Here is an 18,486-nt window from a genome sequence, read left to right as displayed (position 1 = left end):
CTTTCGAAAATTCTCTCAAGTTTCGTGATAGTTTTGCATATTCGATAAGATTGTTGCATACTTAATGAGTCGGATTTAAAAAGACAAAAGGAGGATCACAATGGCACGTTCATACGACTATCTTCTCTTAGGGGGAGGGACGAGTTGCGGATATGCCGCTGGCTCTATAAGAGAACTCGATAAAGAATCCTCGATGGGAATCGTCAGCGCAGATAAATTTCCACCCTATGACCGTCCGCCTTTTTCGAAAGGATTTCTAACGAATGACGAGATGAAACCAGAGGATGCGAGCGCGAAAGAGGATTCTTTTTACAAAGACAACAATATTGATTTGATTTTGAACACCAAAGCGGTGGCATTAGACCGCGAAAACCACCGCGTTGCATTGGAAACAGGTGAAGAAATCATATACAACAAACTTCTTTATGCGTTGGGTTCTTCTCCGAAGCCGATTCCTGTAGAAGGCTCAGAAAGGATCATGCTTTTGCGAACTGCATCGGACAGTGAAAAAATTCGAGAGGCATCGAAATCGGCAAAGGTCGCAGTAATTATAGGAGGTGGATACATTGGAGCAGAAGTCGCGGCATCTTTACGAAAACGCGGACTGGAAGTTACCATCGTCGAAGCAGGACCGATGCTTTGGGCTCGATTTCCATCGAAGAATATCGCTGCTGCGATACAGAAGTATTTACAAGAGATTGGCTGTGAAGTTATCACACAGGATACAGTTTCACGCGTAAAGGATGGGGCAGTGGAAACCAAATCCGGACGGTTGATGAATGCGGATATGATTATCGCTGGTATCGGTATCGAAAAAAACCTCGACATCGCGAAGCGAGCGGGGCTTCCGACGGATGAAAAAGGTGTATTGGCTGATTCGACCTTAAGAACGAGCGATGCAGACATATGGGTCGCAGGTGATGTCGCGTATTTCGATGACGTTATTTGCAAAGGGACATACAGCGCAGAACATCATCTTCATGCAAAATGGACCGGCGAGCATGCAGGACGTTGTATGGCTGGAGAAACGAACGACTATAAAATGGTCCCTTATTTCTTCAGCGATGTCGGAGAACTTTCGATGATATTGCGAGGATATCCAGAGAGAGCAGCAAAATCTTATTTATTCGGGGATGCGAATGCATCCGTTTTAACAGAAGTGTTCCTTTTCGGAGATGGAAAAATTGACGGAGTTATAGATTTACGAAAAGATTACAAAGAACAAGAACCGCTGAGCGAACTCTTCGAACGACTCGTGCTCCAAGGTGCATACGCAACTCCTCTGGAACAAGAATTGGAAAAGAGAGAGTTCGATATCACCAAGTTCGAATCCTTACTTACCTAACTAAACAGAGGTGCAGAAATGAAAAGCAAATCCAGTCAAAGTAGTATCCAAAATCTTGTGGTCTCGACTACATGGTTTTCTCGTTTCGCGAAATGGGCTTCGCGCTGGACGGGGCATCCGTTCGCTTTTTTAATAGCCTTAGCAATTATTTTAATTTGGTTAATTACAGGACCTATGTTCAGATTTAGTGACACTTGGCAGTTGGTCATTAATACCGCGACCACAATCATCACGTTTCTCATGGTGTTTATCATTCAGAACACCCAAATGCGGGACACCGCAGCGATGCAAATTAAACTGGATGAGCTCCTTCGTGCTACGAAAGGAGCGCACAACTCTCTCCTCGATTTAGAAGAATTGGACATGAACATTTTAGAAAAATTCCAACAACTGTACGAAGAATTAGCTCGCAAAGCGAGAGAGGAGATTAAATCGGGGAAAGCGGATATAGGTACACCAGAAATTTAAAAGCTTACGCCTTGCGAAGGAATAATTCGGGATACTTCGAACGCGCAATTTCTGTGACGGGACTGAAAGGAAAATGTTTCTCCAGTTCGGATGCATAATGGCGGGCGGATGTCGGGTCGGATTTTGCAACGATGTCCAACATCATCGCAAGAGCATGGACGGTTGTCGCATCTCGACTTTCTCGCAGTATGCTCTGCAGAATATGTTCTGCCACTTCGGGCTGAGAAGGTAACAATTGCTCCGCAATTCGAAGCCTGCGAACTGAGGGAATTCTTTCCCATCCCCGAAGTTCGCTGATTTTTTTCACAGCGAAAGCATTTTCGTAAAGCGGATCTTTATCCAACATTTTTTCGAGCGCTTTCAGCGCTTCCTCATGGTCGTTTTGCGCAAGGAACCCTTCAGCGAGTGCTTTAAGAGCAAAGAGGGAGTCGGGGTTTTGAGTTAAAATTTCCTTTGCTGCGTTGATTAATGCCTGCGGTGAGCGGGTGCGTGCTTCTTCCAGCACTGGCGCATAACTTTCTTCTAACGCTGCTTTTCTTGCGCCGAAGAGTATCGCCAGAGAAAACCCAATCAAGAACCCCCCCAAATGCGACCAATAGGAATTTTCTGAACCGAGTTGGATATTCGACCAAAATCCACCAGCGACTTGTAAAATAACCCATACGATTGCAATTACGAAAACTGGCACTTTCCATCCCGGAGCGACGGGAACGCGAAAACGGTAAAAACGTAACCACGAATAGCCGATGAGACCCACTGTCGCCGCACTACTTCCTATCAACGGTTCGGATGCGATATTGGGTTGCGCGGCTAAAACCATCATCGAATGAACGAAAACACCGAAGATACCGGAAAGAAGATAAACGACACCGAATCGAATTGCGCCAGCCGCGGATTCGACAACGGGTCCGACTGCCGCTAAAAACAATAAATTGCCCAATAAATGAATAGGGTCAACATGGACGAATAAAGAAGTGAATATCGTAACCGTTCGTTCGAGAAATCCCTCTTTCGGAATAAAACCCCATGAATATGCGGCATCGGAGTCTCCTAAAGTAAATGCAGCGACAGCGAGCTGCGCAAGAATCAAAGTAAAGGTAACCCAAGGAAGGGGTCTCATTCGTGTGCGAATGATTTTATTCTAAATCGTCCGGCAATTCGGCATTGGTATAGGTATCTTGTACGTCTTCCAGTTCCTCTAAACTCTCTAAAAGACGTAGCACTTTTTGCGCATCCTCACGACTTAACTCGACTTTTTGAATCGGATTCATTGCCAAATCGGCGGATTCGATTTCGTAGTTTTGCTTTTCCAAAGCGTCTCGAACTTTATGAAATGCCTCTACCGGTGTGATAATCGTGTAGTAGCCATTATCCTTAATGACGTCTTCCGCGCCAGCCTCCAAAGCCGCGAGCGTAAGCGCTTCTTCGTCAGCGCTTTGAACAGGCACCATGATTTCCCCTTGCTGTTTGAATTGCCAACTCACCGAGCCGTTCGGCACCAAACTTCCCCCCCCCTTTGTAAACGCATGGCGCAATTCGGGAAGGGTGCGATTTTTATTATCCGTGAGGACTTTGACGAGGATTGCTACTCCGCCCGGACCTTTCCCTTCGTACCATGCTTCTTCTAAGTTCGCTCCTTCCCCGCCTTTCGTGGCTTTTTCGATGGCGCGCTCGATGGATTCCTTCGGCATTCTGTTTTGGCGCGCTTTAGCAATAGCGACGCGAAGGCGTGGATTCGCTTCGGGGTCGGGACCACCCAATTTCGCTGCAACGGTGATTTCACGCGCCAATTTAGTAAACAGAATGCCTCGAAGCGCATCCTGTTTCGATTTGCGAATCCTAATGTTCGCCCATTTAGAATGACCAGCCATAAATCGTATTAATTTTATCTTTTTTCGATCAGAAAAATAAATAAGGAAAAGGCAGAAAAGAATAAGAACAGCATTAAACGCAGACTTTTGCCGAACGTGAGATCTGATTTTTCAGAAACTCTTTATTTAGTCGCGAAACCGCAATTACTGCTACTAAGAATTTAAGATAGAGTCGCTTTTTTCGGAACGAGCAGCGTGCCAGATTCGTCTTTCGCCTCGAGGGCATCTACGGGGCAAACGTCACATGCCTCGAGCAGTCTTTCTTCGTCTATCGCTTCCGGTTCGTTCACGAAAGTACAGAGATTTTTTTCGTCCAATTCGAAAACCTCCGGAGCGACCTTCACGCAATTCGCACTACCGATGCATACGCTCCTATTGATGCGTATCGTAAGGTTTCCGATTTTACGAATTTGAATATCCTCGTTCATTCCATTCAGGACGTTTGTTTGACAACCGAAACTTCCCCGTCTTCCGCTTCTATTTCATCGAAGGGGAGCGACGTCTGCTTCGTGGTAACCGTTGCGAATGCCCCGACTTTCGGTCGTTCGAAAACGTCTTTTCGCACTTCTTCCGGAACAGGAATCGGATAATCTCCATTGAAGCAAGCGAGACAAAAACGATTCTTTTTCCGCCCCACAGCCTTTACGACCCCGTCAATGCTCAGATATCCCAAAGAGGTGGCACCAATTCGTTCTCTGATTTCTTCTTCGGTCCACTTCGCGGCGGCGAGTTCTCCGCGCGATGCCATGTCGATTCCGTAGTAGCAAGGAAACTTGATAGGGGGGGCTGTTATCCTCACATGCACTTCCTTCGCACCGCTTTCGAAGAGCATCCGCACGATTTGCTTCGTCGTCGTCGCGCGAACGATGGAATCGTCTACCAAAACCAGTCTTTTTCCACGAATTGCTTCATCTAAAGGATGGAGTTTCATGCGAACCCCCATCTCGCGCATCCGCTGGTCCGGCTGAATAAACGTCCTGTGGATATAGCGGCTCTTGATCAGTCCCTCTCCGAATGGAATCCCGCTCACACGACTGTAACCGATAGCACCAGGGTAACCCGTATCGGGGACGGGTATGACGAGGTCTGCTTCCACAGGATGCTCTCGCGCAAGTTGTTCTCCCATTCGTTCCCGTGCAACATAAAGGCGTGTATCGTACATGACGCTGTCGGGTCGAGCAAAGTAGATGAACTCGAACATACAAAGCGCAGGACGAACGATCGGAAGACCTTGAACGATTCGAGGACCATTCGCATCCACAACAGCGATTTCTCCAGGACGAATTTCACGTAAAAGTTTTGCCTTTACGGGATTAAACGCGCAGGTCTCGCTCGCCACACAATATCCCCCCCCTTCCAACTCGCCTAAAACCAAAGGGCGTACTCCGTATGGATCTCGGAATGCCGCGATTCTGTCTATCGTGAGAACGGCAACGCTATATGCACCTTGCAAGCGAGCCATCACATTAGCTATGGCTTTAGCGAAATCCGTTTCGGTTTCTCGCGCTAAAAGTTTCGCGATAACTTCGCTATCGTTCGTGGTGTTGAATTTTTCGCCTTTCGCTTCCAGTTCTTCACGCAGTTCTTTGGCATTAATCAAATTTCCGTTGTGAGCAACTGCCAAATCACCGGTATAAACCGTGCGACTGAGAATCGGTTGAGCATTCCTTACGACACTCGAACCCGTCGTCGAATAGCGCGTGTGACCTATAGCCATGTGCCCGGGAAGAGTTTTGAGAATTTCTTCGTTGAAAACTTGGCTCACGAGCCCCATGTCTTTATGCATGCGAACTCGTCTGCCATCGGAGACGGCAATCCCGCAAGATTCCTGTCCACGATGCTGCAAAGAAAAAAGACCGAAGAAGGTTAAACGCGCTGCTTCGAGGTTAGGTGCATAAACACCGAAAATCCCGCACTCTTCCTTAGGTCTATCATCCTCAGGGTAAAGGACGGAAAGAGGAACCACGATACTTTATTATTTTACTTCGTAAAGGCTTCTGCTTTCAGGATTTCGAGGGAATAAATCGAATAGAACGAAGAATTCTTTCTGATGCCTCTTGGGCTTTTAGGTCTGAAGTCGCATAACCCAGGTTGACCTGCCAAAGTTTCTGACCTTCGACGATATAAACACCCGAAAACCCCATAGGGGTCGTCCCTTTGCGATATCTTGCCTTCACTTGAACCGCTCGTTTTCCTGAAATCGACAGTTCCTTGTATTCCACCGTGAAATCCGTCAAGCCCGCTTGTGCCCGGACATTCGCCATAGCACCTTGCGCCGCTTTTTTTGCATCCGTCACCACACCTTCTTTATATTCTAAAAAAGACATCATTACGAATAAGCCCGATGATGAAACCTGATAGGTTTCTATGGTTTTTACTTTCGCACTCATATCTTCCGAAAGTTTGAGATTCGTTTTCTCGGAGGGAGTGGGCAGTTCGATACTTAGCGATGGACTCCCGAATGCGTAGCGTTTCCAAGTCCAATTCTGAATACTCGAAAAACTCGAGGTTGTGAAAACAAGTACTAAAATCAATAGATTCAATGTCATTTCGCTCTTCTATAGTTCACTTATAAGACGACTGAAAGGATAGCCCGGAACGTTCTAAAGATTTATTTGGTTTCAAAGAGGGTAAAACCCCTTAGAAATGTCGGATAAATCTTCTACCGATAAACCCTTGACCTACGAAAGCGCGGGTGTAGACATAAGGGAGGCGGAGCGCGCGATACGAGGATTCCAAGATGCCGTCCGAAGCACATATACACCGCAGGTGTTGAGCGATGTAGGGTCATTCGGAGGGATGTTTTCTGGCATTTTTACAGGGTTCGAAACTCCTGTTCTCGCAAGCAGTATAGATGGCATCGGGACGAAAACGAAAATAGCCGCTATGGTGGGCTATTTCCGGGGTTTGGGTCGAGATATCGTCAGCCATTGCGTGAACGATATTCTTTGCGTGGGTGCAAAACCCTTGTTTTTCTTGGATTACTATGCGAGTTCGAAATTATCAGCGGAGCAAGTGGTGGAAATCGTGCAGGGGATGGCAGAGGCGTGTCGTGAAGTGGAGTGCGCACTTTTGGGGGGGGAACTCGCGGAAATGCCGAGTGTGTACTGCGAAGGCGAATTCGACATCGTAGGAGCAATTGTTGGAGTGGTAGACAAAAACAAAATCTATCCGAGGGAAAATATTTTCAACGGCGATTTAATCATCGGAATTGCGAGCGATGGTCTTCACACGAACGGCTATTCTTTAGCACGCTGCGCACTTTTCGAGAAAAAAGGAAGAGCGGTAACAGATGTGATTCCAGAATTAGGACGGACTTTAGGAGAAGAACTTCTTCGCCCGCATAGGTGCTATTTCAGTTCGGTTTATCCCATTTTGCAAGAAGAAGGTTTAATCAAGGCGGTCGCCCATATCACAGGGGGGGGATTCCAAGGGAATATCCCACGCGTGCTTCCCAAAGACGCAAGAGCGGTCATCGAGCGACGCTCGTGGACTGTCCCTCCGATTTTCGAGATGATTCAATCGGACGGAGAAATAACCATAGAAGAGATGTTCAAAACATTCAATATGGGCATCGGAATGGTATTAATCTGCGCGAGTGAAACGGCGAGTGCCGTCGTACAGCGCTTGAACGATGCGGGCGAAAGCGCTTACGTAATCGGAGAAATTACGAAAGGACTGCGCGGGGTAAATATCGTTTAATATCTTTATCATTCGCCCTGTATATAAAAACAGTCGGACACCTCGCAGTAAAAGCACTTTCTGGTATACTCTCAAGACTTTATGAAGTTGCTCGAAGGGAAAAAAGGGCTCGTATTCGGAGTTGCGAATCAATTCAGCATCGCCTGGGCGATTGCGCAGGCTGCGAGAGAACACGGTGCCGAAGTGGCAATCGGAGTGCAAAACGAAAGAATGAAAGAAAGTGCCCAGCGACTTTTCGAAAATCAAGAACCGTATCCCACCGTCATAGCGGATTTGAACGACGATGCGCAAATCGAATCGATGCGAGAAGAGTTGAGAGAAAGATTGGGGGGGCTCGATTTTACCGTGCATTCCGTCGCTTACGCTTTACGCGAAGAACTCGCAGGCCGTTTTTTGGACACGAGCCGAGAGGGATTTCGCATCGCTCTCGAAACCTCCGCCTATTCTTTTCTTGCCATGACGAAGGGATTGGAGGAACTTTTGCACGACAATGCCAGCCTCCTTACGATGACCTATTTAGGCAGTCAACGCGTTATCCCGTTTTACAACGTCATGGGGGTGGCAAAGGCTGCTTTGGAGGCAATCACACGCCATTTGGCTTACGAAATGGGGGGGCGAGGAATACGCGTAAATGCGATTTCTCCCGGTCCGATAAGCACGGTTTCGGCAAGAGGCATCAAAGGTTTCGCACAAATGCAACCTGTTTTGGTGGAAAAAGCGCCTCTGAAACGACCGGCAGAACAAAAAGAAGTGGCTTCGACTGCCGTCTATCTCATGAGCGATTTGAGCAGAGGGGTAACGGGTCAAGTGATTTACGTAGATAGCGGCTATCACTTCATGGGACTTTAGAAATTCTTTGAAATTCTCCGAATCCAGTACAAAAGGGGGGGATGCGTTTCAAACCCATGTTATTATTCGCACTTTTCTTGCCGAAATTTTTCGATTCGGAACGTAAACCTACGAAATTTCATTTCCCATCCGTTATAATTCTATCTTAGTGAACTTTCTTTGCGTGGCGAACTGGTCTATCGGTCCGAAAGACGCCGTGAGAATCGCCGTCGAAGAATGTAAATCGCTCCCTCTGCAATGGCACTATGCGAAAGGCGACCCTGACCATGCCCGCACGGTCACGGCTTTTTCAGGAAATGCAGAAATCGTTATCCAAGGGGTTCTCACTCTCGCGCACTCCCTTCTGGTGCATATAGATTTGCGCAAACATCATGGTGTTCACCCTCGTATGGGCGCGTTGGACGTTTGCCCTTTCGTTCTTCTCGGCGATGGCTCTGAAAACGAAGCGAATCAACTGATCGAAAAACTCTGTAAAGAGTTCGCCGGGCGATATTCTATTCCGGTCTTTCTGTACGAAAAAAGCGCTAAGGGGGGGCACGCGCAAGATTTACCTTCCCTACGCAAAGGAGAATTCGAAGGATTACAAGGAAAGAAACTTCCTTCCGATTGCGGGCCCGATTATGCGCATCCACAATGGGGGGCTACAGTCATGGGTTTGCGCGATTGGCTCATTGCCGCTAACGTGAATCTCGACCAACCGGACGCGACATTCGCCAAAAACATCGCGAAAGAAATTCGCACATTGCGAGAAACCGACCCACGATTTATCGGTGTGCGTGCGTTAGGTTTCCCTCTGCCTTCACGAGGAATGAGCCAAGTTTCCATGAACCTCACGAAACCAGACGAAATGAGTTTCGACGCAATCTTTTCCTGGATCGAAGAAAAATGCGCTTCGGAGAAAGTGAAAATCGTCTCCACGGAACTCGTCGGCGTCATTCGCAAACGCGACTTACCCAAATCCACGAAACTCCAATGCGAACCCGAACAGATTTTGGATGCATAATTTTTTAATCCGAGGCATACTCTTTCTGTGTTTCGAATCATCGCCTATATCCGCCCGCATAAATTAGAAGAAGTGAAAACCGCCCTCGCTGAAAAAGGGGTGACTGGTTTGACCGTTACGGATGCTCGAGGTTGCGGAAGTTCGCCTGAGCCCACAGAATGGTTCCTGGGCGAATCCTATGTAGTTTCGCTTCCGGCGAGAATAAAACTCGAAGCGGTCGTGCCGGATTCTATGCGGGAAACCGCGGTCGAGACGATTCTGCGTACCGCGCATACAGGACGCTCTGGGGACGGGAAAATCGTCGTTCTCCGAGAACTGGACGCAGTCCGGGTCAGAACGGGGGAGCGCGGCGAGCAGGCTCTCTAATGAACCCTTTTGCCGGGTGTAAGCGTCGAATCTTCAGTCCCGAAGCGGGCAATATTTTCACCTCTTCGAATAAAATTGGAAACGAGAAATAGACATGAAAACCCCTAAACTTCTTTGCTCTCTTTTTGCGGCTTTTCTCGCCGCAACTGCTTTTGCAGACATCAAGATTAACTCCTCTGTAAAGAATGGCGACAAACTCACGGGAGTCGTCGAAATTCGCGTTACCGTTGTTTCGGATTCCCCAATCAACCAAGTCGAGTTTTATGTCAATGACGAACTTCGTAGCACCGATACGAGCACTCCGTATACCTTTACGATTGACACGGTGTTGGAAAAAGAAGGTCCACTTACTCTCGAAATCGCCGCATTTGCAGCGAACGGTGAGAGTAAACGACTCAAACTCAACTTATTGGTGGACAATGAAGTCGGAAAAGGCGCGAAATATCATACGGACAACGCAATAAAGTTCTTACAAGCATCCAAATTCGACGAGGCGATTCGTGCTTGTCGCATCGCACTGAAAGCAGACGAGAATTACGTTCCTGCAAAAATTACGATGGCACGTGCATTTCTGGGCAAAGGCATTTTGGATGAAGCAGAAAAATGGGCGGAAGACGCATACCTTTCCGAAGAGAGTGTAGACACAGCGGAACTTCTAAGCGGAATTCATGTCGAAAGAGCCTTTCGTACGATTTCGATAAGCGGCGAAAAAGGCGATGCGCTCAAAACGATTGCGACGAGTTTGAAAAACGCAGTGATTTATAAACGCAAAGCGAATGAACTGCGATTGAAGGCGCTCGGAAAACTCACGGATGAAAACCGCCTCGCGATAGTGGATTTATACATCGCGAACAACGAATACAGTGCCGCGCGAAGACTTTTGAGGGAAAAGTGGAACGACATCAAACCAGATAACGCGATTGGCAATCGTTTGGTCTTCGTAGAGATGCGTTCGGGTCGCATGAAAGAGGCTTGGGATGTTCTCAAAGCGATAGAAACTCGCGGCACTCCGGACGAAGTAACTTATGCTTTGCTCGCTGCGGGTTATGCATATTATCGTAATTACGACAAAGCCTCGGAAGCGATTCGAAATGCGATCTTAGCGGGAACAGAATCGCCTATCGTCACGACTGCGGCAGCATATTTGGCGGTGAGAAAAGGAGATTTGAACGCCATCAGCAGTCAGATTAATGACATGCTGCGAAAGAACATTACCGACCCAGAAGTATATTTCTATCTATCCGTGTTGCAATATTACAACGGGAATTATGCAGAGTCACGGGAGAACTTCAAGAAAACAGTCATGCAAAATCCCTTGCTTTTCGATGCGTATATTCAGCGCGGTTATGAAGCGCTCGCCAGTGCTTTGGCAAAAGGTGTAGACCCGAAAGATAAAGAAATATTGCTCGAACAAGCGCGAGTTTATATGGAAGTCGCTCTGGAAGCGAAACCCGACGCAGCGGAAGCACTCAATGGCCTCGCCATCATGAATATGTTTTTAAATAAGAACGAAGAGGCATTGCGTTACGCGGAAGCCGCCACGCGAGCGGGGGGGCAATACCCCTGGACATGGTTCACATACAGCGCCGCTCTCGATTTGAACAAAAGATCCGTCGAGGCGCAAAAAGCCGTAGATAAAGCAGGCGAACTGGATTTCGTGGTACTGAAAGGTCGCGCGATACCCTCGAAAGAAGAAGCCTGGATTTATACCTTCCGCAACGGTAGGATTCCTACATTGATCGCACCGAAATAAGAATCTCTTCCTCGTTCATAGGACTTCAGCACGCAGAAGATTAAATAAGATCGTCCATTTTTCTATGTTTCCCTTGCAAAGCAGGGAGATCCCCTCGGAGTGGTCAGAAAACCTACGTCTTACAAGGCTCGTAAAAAAGACAAAAAATGAAAGAAAAATTTTACATTTTTTGTGTTACAAATTAACTAAGTTACGAATCGCATACGAAATGCTCAGAAAAGGAGAAGAATGATGAAGAAGATCATGAAACATTTCTCCATAAAAGCGCTTTTGGTGCTAGGCATTGAGCTTGGCACGTGGATGAGTGGCAATGCACAGAAGTTGACCTGGCTGGGTACGCTTGGCGGTTCTTTCAGCGATGCATGGGGCGTTTCTTCTGACCCGGTCGTGGTTGGCGAGTCGTACACTGCCACTGGTGCTACACACGCCTTTCGTTGGACGTCGTCAGCCGGGATGCAGGATTTGGGTACGTTAGGCAACGCATATAGCTCAGCGAAAGATGTTTCCCCCAAAGGCTCAGTCGTAGTCGGCGACTCAACCACACCTTACGACAATGTCATTACTCATGCCTTTCGTTGGACGTCGATGGGAGGGATGGTGGACTTGGGGACGCTGGGTGGCGATTATAGCAATGCGTATGGTGTATCTAATGATGGCAATGTCATAGTTGGTGGGTCAACTACCGCTAGCGGTAGCGCTCACGCCTTTCGTTGGACGTCGGTGTCCGGGATGCAAGACTTGGGCACGCTGGGCGGCGATTACAGTTTTGCCTATGACGTTTCTGCCGACGGCTCTGTGGTCGTCGGTTTATCCTACATAGCAGGCGACTCCAATACCTGGCACGCTTTTCGTTGGACGCCCTCAGGCGGGATGCAGGACTTGGGTACCTTGGGCGGCCTCACCAGCCAAGCATTAGGCGTATCTTCAGATGGATCTGTCATAGTCGGCGCTTCGTACACTCCCAGCAACAGCAATACTCACGCTTTTCTTTGGACGCCTGGGGGCGGCATGCAAGATTTGGGCACCTTGGGCGGCTCGCACAGTGTTGCGTATAAAGTTTCTGCCGATGGCTCTGTCGTAGTCGGTTATGCATTCCTTCCTGGAGATAGTTTTTTTCACGCCTTTATTTGGACGCCTGGGAGTGGGATGCAGGACTTGGGCACCTTAGGTTGCTCTCATAGCGAAGCACATGGCGTTTCTGCTGACGGCTCTGTCGTGGTTGGTAGGGCGTGGCTCGCCGGGAATACTACTGCTCATGCCTTCCGTTGGACAACGGTGGGCGGAATGGAGGACCTGAATGTGACGTACGCAAATCTTCTTTCTGACGGGTCAGTGCTCAATCTAGCCTCCTCAGCCTCTGCCGACGGACGCTACATTGTCGGGTATGGCTACAACGCGACGACAGGTCGTAATGAGGGGTTTTTGTTGCGTACAGTCGTTCCGAATAAACCTCCCAGAAAATAGGTTGGGTAATCGAGCGGAAAAGATAACGATAGAATGTCCTAACTGCTATGGCGTAGGATTCCCCTACGCCATCTTTTGTCTTCAAGGACCACTTTCGGTCCGCCATGAAATGTTGAATTTTAGCCACAATGTCATTTTAGCGTTGCGACAGGCGTTCGTTCTGCTAAACGTGGAGGCGCTGAACTGGCTTTCATTCCTTTACAATGTCATTTTAGCGTTGCGACATTTCAAAAAGGCTTCTTTCGTTGGATACTTTTGGACTTCTTTCATTCCTTTACAATGTCATTTTAGCGTTGCGACCAGGAGCAAAAACAAGGATGGCGATGTTTGAGGAATCTTTCATTCCTTTACAATGTCATTTTAGCGTTGCGACATGGAAAATGACCTTATATGATATAGCACAGAAATTCAAGGACATCTTTCATTCCTTTACAATGTCATTTTAGCGTTGCGACTTGTATTCCCCATGCTTTTTGCCGAAGCAGGTATGCCTCTCTTTCATTCCTTTACAATGTCATTTTAGCGTTGCGACTCTCTCACTTTAGGTATAGGTACCCTTGAACCCTTGACAGCTTTCATTCCTTTACAATGTCATTTTAGCGTTGCGACTACCGTCTTGTCTACATGTAGTACCGTGAACCCTTGTCAACTTTCATTCCTTTACAATGTCATTTTAGCGTTGCGACGCTTTCTTTTGTCTTTTCATCGCTTTTTCAAGACGCTTTCTTTCATTCCTTTACAATGTCATTTTAGCGTTGCGACGGAATCTTGTTGCAGGGCTTCATGAAAAAGAAGTATTCTTTCATTCCTTTACAATGTCATTTTAGCGTTGCGACAATCTCTTTTTCCATTCGAGGGATGTTCCTTGACCCATTTATCGCTTTCATTCCTTTACAATGTCATTTTAGCGTTGCGACACTCCAAATTTGGAGATGGAAATTATTTGCCCAAAGGACTTTCATTCCTTTACAATGTCATTTTAGCGTTGCGACATTTCAAAAAGGCTTCTTTCGTTGGATACTTTTGGACTTCTTTCATTCCTTTACAATGTCATTTTAGCGTTGCGACATGGAAAATGACCTTATATGATATAGCACAGAAATTCAAGGACATCTTTCATTCCTTTACAATGTCATTTTAGCGTTGCGACGTCTCCCCCTACCACATTTTTTTGACCCCGACCCTGAAGCTTTCATTCCTTTACAATGTCATTTTAGCGTTGCGACATCATTCGTTCGAGTCCGCTCGCTTCTCGTTCCCCGCTCTTTCATTCCTTTACAATGTCATTTTAGCGTTGCGACTCTCATTCTTGCTATTCACGGTAGAGGCCCTTCTATGCTTTCATTCCTTTACAATGTCATTTTAGCGTTGCGACAAAGGTGATCCCCACGAACTCCGGCGGGATGACGGCTTTCATTCCTTTACAATGTCATTTTAGCGTTGCGACTCGCACTCATCCGATACGCAATGCCGGAGATGCGCAAGCTAACTTTCATTCCTTTACAATGTCATTTTAGCGTTGCGACTAGCTTGTCACATGCCTCTCTGAGCTCTTCTATCGTTTTGCTTTCATTCCTTTACAATGTCATTTTAGCGTTGCGACTTTCGGGGGGAAGGATAGACGGTCGGTAGTTTATTCCCTTTCATTCCTTTACAATGTCATTTTAGCGTTGCGACTCTTTCTACTCCTTCGGAGCCTTACGCTCCACCGAGTATTTTTCACTTTCATTCCTTTACAATGTCATTTTAGCGTTGCGACAGCAGCAATAGATGAAGAAAAAAGTCTTGCGAAGAAGTGCTTTCATTCCTTTACAATGTCATTTTAGCGTTGCGACTTTCTGCCGACACCGTGGGTTCGGATTACACTCACCAGTCGTCTTTCATTCCTTTACAATGTCATTTTAGCGTTGCGACGCGAGTATCCTCCGCGGTCGCTCGTGCAGGTGTTCAACTTTCATTCCTTTACAATGTCATTTTAGCGTTGCGACGAACGAAGAACTTTTAGACGAAGTGCTTCGTTTCCCGCACTTTCATTCCTTTACAATGTCATTTTAGCGTTGCGACGTTCGGCTTCACGATTCTAAAGACGAATTATAGCAATAACTCTTTCATTCCTTTACAATGTCATTTTAGCGTTGCGACGATTTCGCCGCTCTCGGGCTCGCCATCATGATCATCGCTTTCATTCCTTTACAATGTCATTTTAGCGTTGCGACCCTCCGTCGATGCAGCTATCATCGTCATCTGCTTCTGCACTTTCATTCCTTTACAATGTCATTTTAGCGTTGCGACCATAAGCAGCATTGAAAGCAGCAACAGGGTCAAGATGACTTTCATTCCTTTACAATGTCATTTTAGCGTTGCGACCGCAATGAGAAGATACGGGACGCATTCCCGGTGTCTTTCATTCCTTTACAATGTCATTTTAGCGTTGCGACCGGAATTGAGCGCGGCGTTCTCGCTCCTTATGGGATCTTTCATTCCTTTACAATGTCATTTTAGCGTTGCGACGTCACTCATCCTTCCCACGCACTTGCGGATAGCTTCGCTTTCATTCCTTTACAATGTCATTTTAGCGTTGCGACGAAGGAAGTCGGTGGGTTGAGAGGGACTGGATGGAGATTGCCTTTCATTCCTTTACAATGTCATTTTAGCGTTGCGACTGTATACTCTTATTTTCGTCATCTTTCTACTCCTTCCCTTTCATTCCTTTACAATGTCATTTTAGCGTTGCGACTAGATTTTCTGCCTATAGCCCCTTCTATGGATTTAACCCTCACTTTCATTCCTTTACAATGTCATTTTAGCGTTGCGACAAAGCCGTAAGAGACAAGGGGGCAGAACGGGTCTTCGGAGCTTTCATTCCTTTACAATGTCATTTTAGCGTTGCGACGAATCATGAGAATCAGCTATGCCGACCATTCGGCATAGAAGCTTTCATTCCTTTACAATGTCATTTTAGCGTTGCGACAGGCAATGCACATCGTGAGGAGGGTTCGCCTCGAATAGGCCTTTCATTCCTTTACAATGTCATTTTAGCGTTGCGACACCCGCTCCTCCTCCCACCAAAATCGCCAGCGTCGACTATAACTTTCATTCCTTTACAATGTCATTTTAGCGTTGCGACCCGAAGGTCTCGACACGAAATCGGGCTGGCTCGCACACTTTCATTCCTTTACAATGTCATTTTAGCGTTGCGACTTATAAGGTTCTGACTCCGGTTCCGATTGTTTTAATTCCTTTCATTCCTTTACAATGTCATTTTAGCGTTGCGACCGTTCACATTGTCGTCCGCAAAGTGGTTGAAAGGCCTCTTTTTGCCATTTTACCCTCTATAATGCCTCCAAATTCGCCTTTTTTAGGGAATGGGTGGCATTTTGAGCCAAAAAAAGGTATTTCGAAGATTGTCAGATGCCACGAAAAGGGGCTCGATCTTCGAAAAATCCCACTTTAACGAACCTAAAATCTCGAAGGAAAGGACTTTCCCAAAAGCCAACTGTCAAAAAAAGCCTTGAGGAAACAAGAAGCATAAGTACAAACTTAGGTAGTTTTCGAAGATTGACCGCATATCCTATCCAAGAAATCAATCTTCGAAAACTACCAGATATCGTTGCAAAAGCGTTTGAATTCGCAAGACATGCATTTTGCCCTATTGGGGGTCGGTTCTGGCATGGTTGCCTCTCTTAAAGCCTTAATGATTTGATCACGTAGTCTAAGCACCTTCCTACATATCTTTGCATCGAATATGACGCTTTCTACTCGCATGGAAGGAAGAGAAACCAACAAACCAAAATCGCATTGTCCTTCTGCCTCTCGCAAAAGCATGCCATAACCTGCGAGTTGCACTCTATGTCGCGAATCTAATTTCTCAGAGGTCGCTTTCCATTCGATAGGAATTATACGATTGGTGTTATCCTGCCATAATTCAAGCACCATATCGCATACACCAACGAGTTTCAATGTTTTAGAAAAAAGATAGACATTGTAGAATTTCCGCCCGGGTATTCCAACGATTTCGCTGCGCCTTTTCTCCCTTGACCTGCGTTCTTCCTCAAGAGATTTTCCATCCTCCATCGAGGCTGTCGTTGGTCTTTGGCATCCTAAAACTCTTTGATGCCATACAACGCGAGGGCAATAGAGCCATTGTCGTAATTCAGAAATGTTCACCCAGTCGTCGAACTGCATTAAACCTCTATGGAAATTTGTCCGGAGAGGTCTTTCTCACAAATAGGTACTAACCGTATTTTTCCTGGATTATCACCGAGTTTTTTCTTACATTTGCTTGCGAGTTCTTTCGCTAATGCTCGCGTCATATCTCCGAGAAAGCAACTGTATTGAATTCGCTCTAATCCTTTATCGAGACAATAATCACTAATTTTACTTCGGATTTGGTCGTCTTCGATATCATACACTACTATCCATTTCATTGCTACCATCCTTGAACAAAAGGTTTATAAGTTTCCTTACCGAGGAAATGCATAGCAGCGGAGCGCGCCTGGAGTTGCATGATATTCCTTAGAGAGTGTTGTTTATCTTTGTAAAGTTCTTTTTTGTCCATTTTTTCAGCTATGGTATCCAAAAGTCTACGCTTGCAATCTATAGTAAGCCAATGATGATCATCGAGTTCGATTTTCCATTTTTTTGAAATCAACGAGAAAACTATTCTATCGAATATCGGTCTAAACTCTTCCATTAAATCGAGCACAAAGCTCAACCTTCCTGGACGGTCTGCATGAAGAAATCCTGCGTAAGGTTCTAATCCTGCAAGAATCGTTGCTCGCCAAATCTCCGCTGCTAAAACGCCATACGCATAATTCAATGCCGCATTTACTGGATTTTTCGTGCCTCGTTGTTCCCTCTCTGGAAAAGTTTCTTTCCCGAAGATAATGCTCAATACAAACCAATATTCGCGAGCAGCGGCAGCCTCCATACTCATCACAGCTTCACGACAAGATTCCATGTCTTTGAAAACTCCTAATGCGCTTATCGAGTCACATATAGTTTGTATTCGGAGCGAGGCCTCTTTTGAACATTTCACTAATTCCTTCTTCTGGACTCGGCTTTTCGTAAAGTACTTCAAATTTAGCATTTGATTTTTCAGTTTACCAATAACCACTGATATTGCAAAGGATTGTCCCGATGGCTTAGAATATGCTGAGATTTGGGCACGGCGAGTACGACATGTACCATGCAAAGCAGGAGCAAAGAATTTCCCGATTGGTATTCCACGTTTATTGACAATCGTGAGGTCAACGCCCCTTTCACAGCATAAGGCTATCGCATCAGAGGAGACGGTTATTCCGTGTTCTCCCAAAAGGAGATGGTCGAGGTGAAGGACAGGAACGTGAATCTTGTCGGAACGGGGATAGGGGTTTCTAAGGGTTGCACGTTTTTTATTCTTTATGAGCCGTAGTGATGCTTCGAGTTGTTCTTCAAGGGACGCTTCATGTCGAGCAGGGTTTTTAGGGCGGCAAAGTATTAACCGTTCTGAGTGCTTATAAACGATGCTTCCTGGCTCTTCGACGAGCTCGAATCTCATTTCTTCCCCTTTCTCTACTCGATTTGGTTTAGAGGCTCCCCGAGATCGAGGAGCCTCCATCGCTAAAATGACTTTGTAAAGACCTTACCCCCTGAAAGAGGGTTGTCGTGCGGAACCCTTTCGGGT

Annotated in this window: 16 protein-coding genes and 1 CRISPR repeat array; of the genes, 8 read left to right on the top strand and 8 right to left on the bottom strand. The window is 46.5% G+C overall.

Features of this window, described 5'->3' with window-relative positions:
- Window positions 1-100: 100 nt before the first annotated feature.
- Window positions 101-1,345 (top strand): FAD/NAD(P)-binding oxidoreductase, encoded by a 1,245-nt coding sequence (locus tag VNK96_09895; protein ID HWP32017.1) that lies wholly within the window; start codon window positions 101-103, stop codon window positions 1,343-1,345.
- An 18-nt stretch (window positions 1,346-1,363) separates the two neighbouring features.
- Entirely contained in the window at window positions 1,364-1,813 is a 450-nt protein-coding gene (locus VNK96_09890; GenBank protein HWP32016.1) for a low affinity iron permease family protein, read from the top strand.
- Window positions 1,814-1,817: 4 nt separating this feature from the next.
- Here VNK96_09890 and VNK96_09885 read toward each other — a convergent pair whose 3' ends face one another.
- The 5 genes from VNK96_09885 to VNK96_09865 all read right to left on the bottom strand — a co-directional run bounded on the left by VNK96_09885 (window position 1,818) and on the right by VNK96_09865 (window position 6,233).
- The gene (locus VNK96_09885) at window positions 1,818-2,933 is read right to left on the bottom strand and encodes a rhomboid family intramembrane serine protease (GenBank protein ID HWP32015.1); all 1,116 of its coding nucleotides are present in this window, start codon (window positions 2,931-2,933) and stop codon (window positions 1,818-1,820) included.
- 16 nt (window positions 2,934-2,949) lie between these two features.
- Window positions 2,950-3,684: a YebC/PmpR family DNA-binding transcriptional regulator gene (locus VNK96_09880; GenBank protein ID HWP32014.1), complete on the bottom strand. Its 735-nt coding sequence runs from the start codon at window positions 3,682-3,684 to the stop codon at window positions 2,950-2,952.
- Window positions 3,685-3,845: 161 nt separating this feature from the next.
- Entirely contained in the window at window positions 3,846-4,112 is a 267-nt protein-coding gene (locus VNK96_09875) for a ferredoxin (GenBank protein ID HWP32013.1), read from the bottom strand.
- 5 nt (window positions 4,113-4,117) lie between these two features.
- A complete protein-coding gene (purF, locus tag VNK96_09870) occupies window positions 4,118-5,650 on the bottom strand; it encodes an amidophosphoribosyltransferase (GenBank protein ID HWP32012.1) in 1,533 nt (510 codons plus the stop codon).
- A 37-nt stretch (window positions 5,651-5,687) separates the two neighbouring features.
- Window positions 5,688-6,233 (bottom strand): hypothetical protein, encoded by a 546-nt coding sequence (locus tag VNK96_09865; GenBank protein HWP32011.1) that lies wholly within the window; start codon window positions 6,231-6,233, stop codon window positions 5,688-5,690.
- Between the two features lie 97 nt (window positions 6,234-6,330).
- Between VNK96_09865 and purM the strand changes: the two genes are divergently transcribed.
- The 6 genes from purM (at window position 6,331) to VNK96_09835 (ending at window position 12,821) form a co-directional block, all read left to right on the top strand.
- On the top strand, window positions 6,331-7,386 hold the full coding sequence (purM, locus tag VNK96_09860) for a phosphoribosylformylglycinamidine cyclo-ligase (GenBank protein ID HWP32010.1): 1,056 nt from the start codon (window positions 6,331-6,333) through the stop codon (window positions 7,384-7,386).
- 81 nt (window positions 7,387-7,467) lie between these two features.
- Window positions 7,468-8,235: an enoyl-ACP reductase gene (locus tag VNK96_09855; GenBank protein HWP32009.1), complete on the top strand. Its 768-nt coding sequence runs from the start codon at window positions 7,468-7,470 to the stop codon at window positions 8,233-8,235.
- Between the two features lie 163 nt (window positions 8,236-8,398).
- Complete coding sequence (locus VNK96_09850; protein ID HWP32008.1) at window positions 8,399-9,238, top strand: hypothetical protein; 840 nt, start codon at window positions 8,399-8,401, stop codon at window positions 9,236-9,238.
- Window positions 9,239-9,265: 27 nt separating this feature from the next.
- The gene (locus VNK96_09845) at window positions 9,266-9,604 is read left to right on the top strand and encodes a P-II family nitrogen regulator (GenBank protein HWP32007.1); all 339 of its coding nucleotides are present in this window, start codon (window positions 9,266-9,268) and stop codon (window positions 9,602-9,604) included.
- Window positions 9,605-9,698: 94 nt separating this feature from the next.
- Entirely contained in the window at window positions 9,699-11,357 is a 1,659-nt protein-coding gene (locus VNK96_09840; GenBank protein HWP32006.1) for an Ig-like domain-containing protein, read from the top strand.
- A gap of 321 nt (window positions 11,358-11,678) precedes the next feature.
- On the top strand, window positions 11,679-12,821 hold the full coding sequence (locus tag VNK96_09835) for a hypothetical protein (GenBank protein HWP32005.1): 1,143 nt from the start codon (window positions 11,679-11,681) through the stop codon (window positions 12,819-12,821).
- A gap of 112 nt (window positions 12,822-12,933) precedes the next feature.
- A CRISPR array of direct repeats spans window positions 12,934-16,097; the repeat unit is 37 nt; unit sequence CTTTCATTCCTTTACAATGTCATTTTAGCGTTGCGAC.
- 321 nt (window positions 16,098-16,418) lie between these two features.
- On the opposite strand, the gene cas4 is transcribed toward VNK96_09835, so the two are convergent.
- The 3 genes from cas4 to cas1 are packed head-to-tail and all read right to left on the bottom strand — an operon-like array spanning window position 16,419 to window position 18,360.
- Entirely contained in the window at window positions 16,419-17,006 is a 588-nt protein-coding gene (cas4, locus tag VNK96_09830) for a CRISPR-associated protein Cas4 (protein ID HWP32004.1), read from the bottom strand.
- Window positions 17,006-17,248: a CRISPR-associated endonuclease Cas2 gene (cas2, locus tag VNK96_09825; protein ID HWP32003.1), complete on the bottom strand. Its 243-nt coding sequence runs from the start codon at window positions 17,246-17,248 to the stop codon at window positions 17,006-17,008. Before cas2 ends, cas4 begins: the two co-directional genes overlap by 1 nt.
- Before the next feature lie 2 nt (window positions 17,249-17,250).
- A complete protein-coding gene (cas1, locus tag VNK96_09820) occupies window positions 17,251-18,360 on the bottom strand; it encodes a CRISPR-associated endonuclease Cas1 (protein HWP32002.1) in 1,110 nt (369 codons plus the stop codon).
- Window positions 18,361-18,486 lie beyond the last annotated feature (126 nt).

This window comes from Fimbriimonadales bacterium (assembly GCA_035559795.1).
Classification (GTDB): Bacteria; Armatimonadota; Fimbriimonadia; order Fimbriimonadales; family ATM1; genus DATMAR01.
This window is presented reverse-complemented; position numbering and strand designations above follow the sequence as displayed.

Excerpts from the sequence above, each read along its gene's own strand:
- VNK96_09895 (HWP32017.1), top strand. The coding sequence starts at position 101 with ATGGCACGTTCATACGACTATCTTCTCTTAGGGGGAGGGACGAGTTGC.
- VNK96_09890 (HWP32016.1), top strand. The coding sequence starts at position 1,364 with ATGAAAAGCAAATCCAGTCAAAGTAGTATCCAAAATCTTGTGGTCTCG.
- VNK96_09885 (HWP32015.1), bottom strand. The coding sequence starts at position 2,933 with ATGAGACCCCTTCCTTGGGTTACCTTTACTTTGATTCTTGCGCAGCTC.
- VNK96_09880 (HWP32014.1), bottom strand. The coding sequence starts at position 3,684 with ATGGCTGGTCATTCTAAATGGGCGAACATTAGGATTCGCAAATCGAAA.
- VNK96_09875 (HWP32013.1), bottom strand. The coding sequence starts at position 4,112 with ATGAACGAGGATATTCAAATTCGTAAAATCGGAAACCTTACGATACGC.
- VNK96_09865 (HWP32011.1), bottom strand. The coding sequence starts at position 6,233 with ATGACATTGAATCTATTGATTTTAGTACTTGTTTTCACAACCTCGAGT.
- purM (HWP32010.1), top strand. The coding sequence starts at position 6,331 with ATGTCGGATAAATCTTCTACCGATAAACCCTTGACCTACGAAAGCGCG.
- VNK96_09855 (HWP32009.1), top strand. The coding sequence starts at position 7,468 with ATGAAGTTGCTCGAAGGGAAAAAAGGGCTCGTATTCGGAGTTGCGAAT.
- VNK96_09840 (HWP32006.1), top strand. The coding sequence starts at position 9,699 with ATGAAAACCCCTAAACTTCTTTGCTCTCTTTTTGCGGCTTTTCTCGCC.
- cas4 (HWP32004.1), bottom strand. The coding sequence starts at position 17,006 with ATGCAGTTCGACGACTGGGTGAACATTTCTGAATTACGACAATGGCTC.
- cas2 (HWP32003.1), bottom strand. The coding sequence starts at position 17,248 with ATGAAATGGATAGTAGTGTATGATATCGAAGACGACCAAATCCGAAGT.
- cas1 (HWP32002.1), bottom strand. The coding sequence starts at position 18,360 with ATGAGATTCGAGCTCGTCGAAGAGCCAGGAAGCATCGTTTATAAGCAC.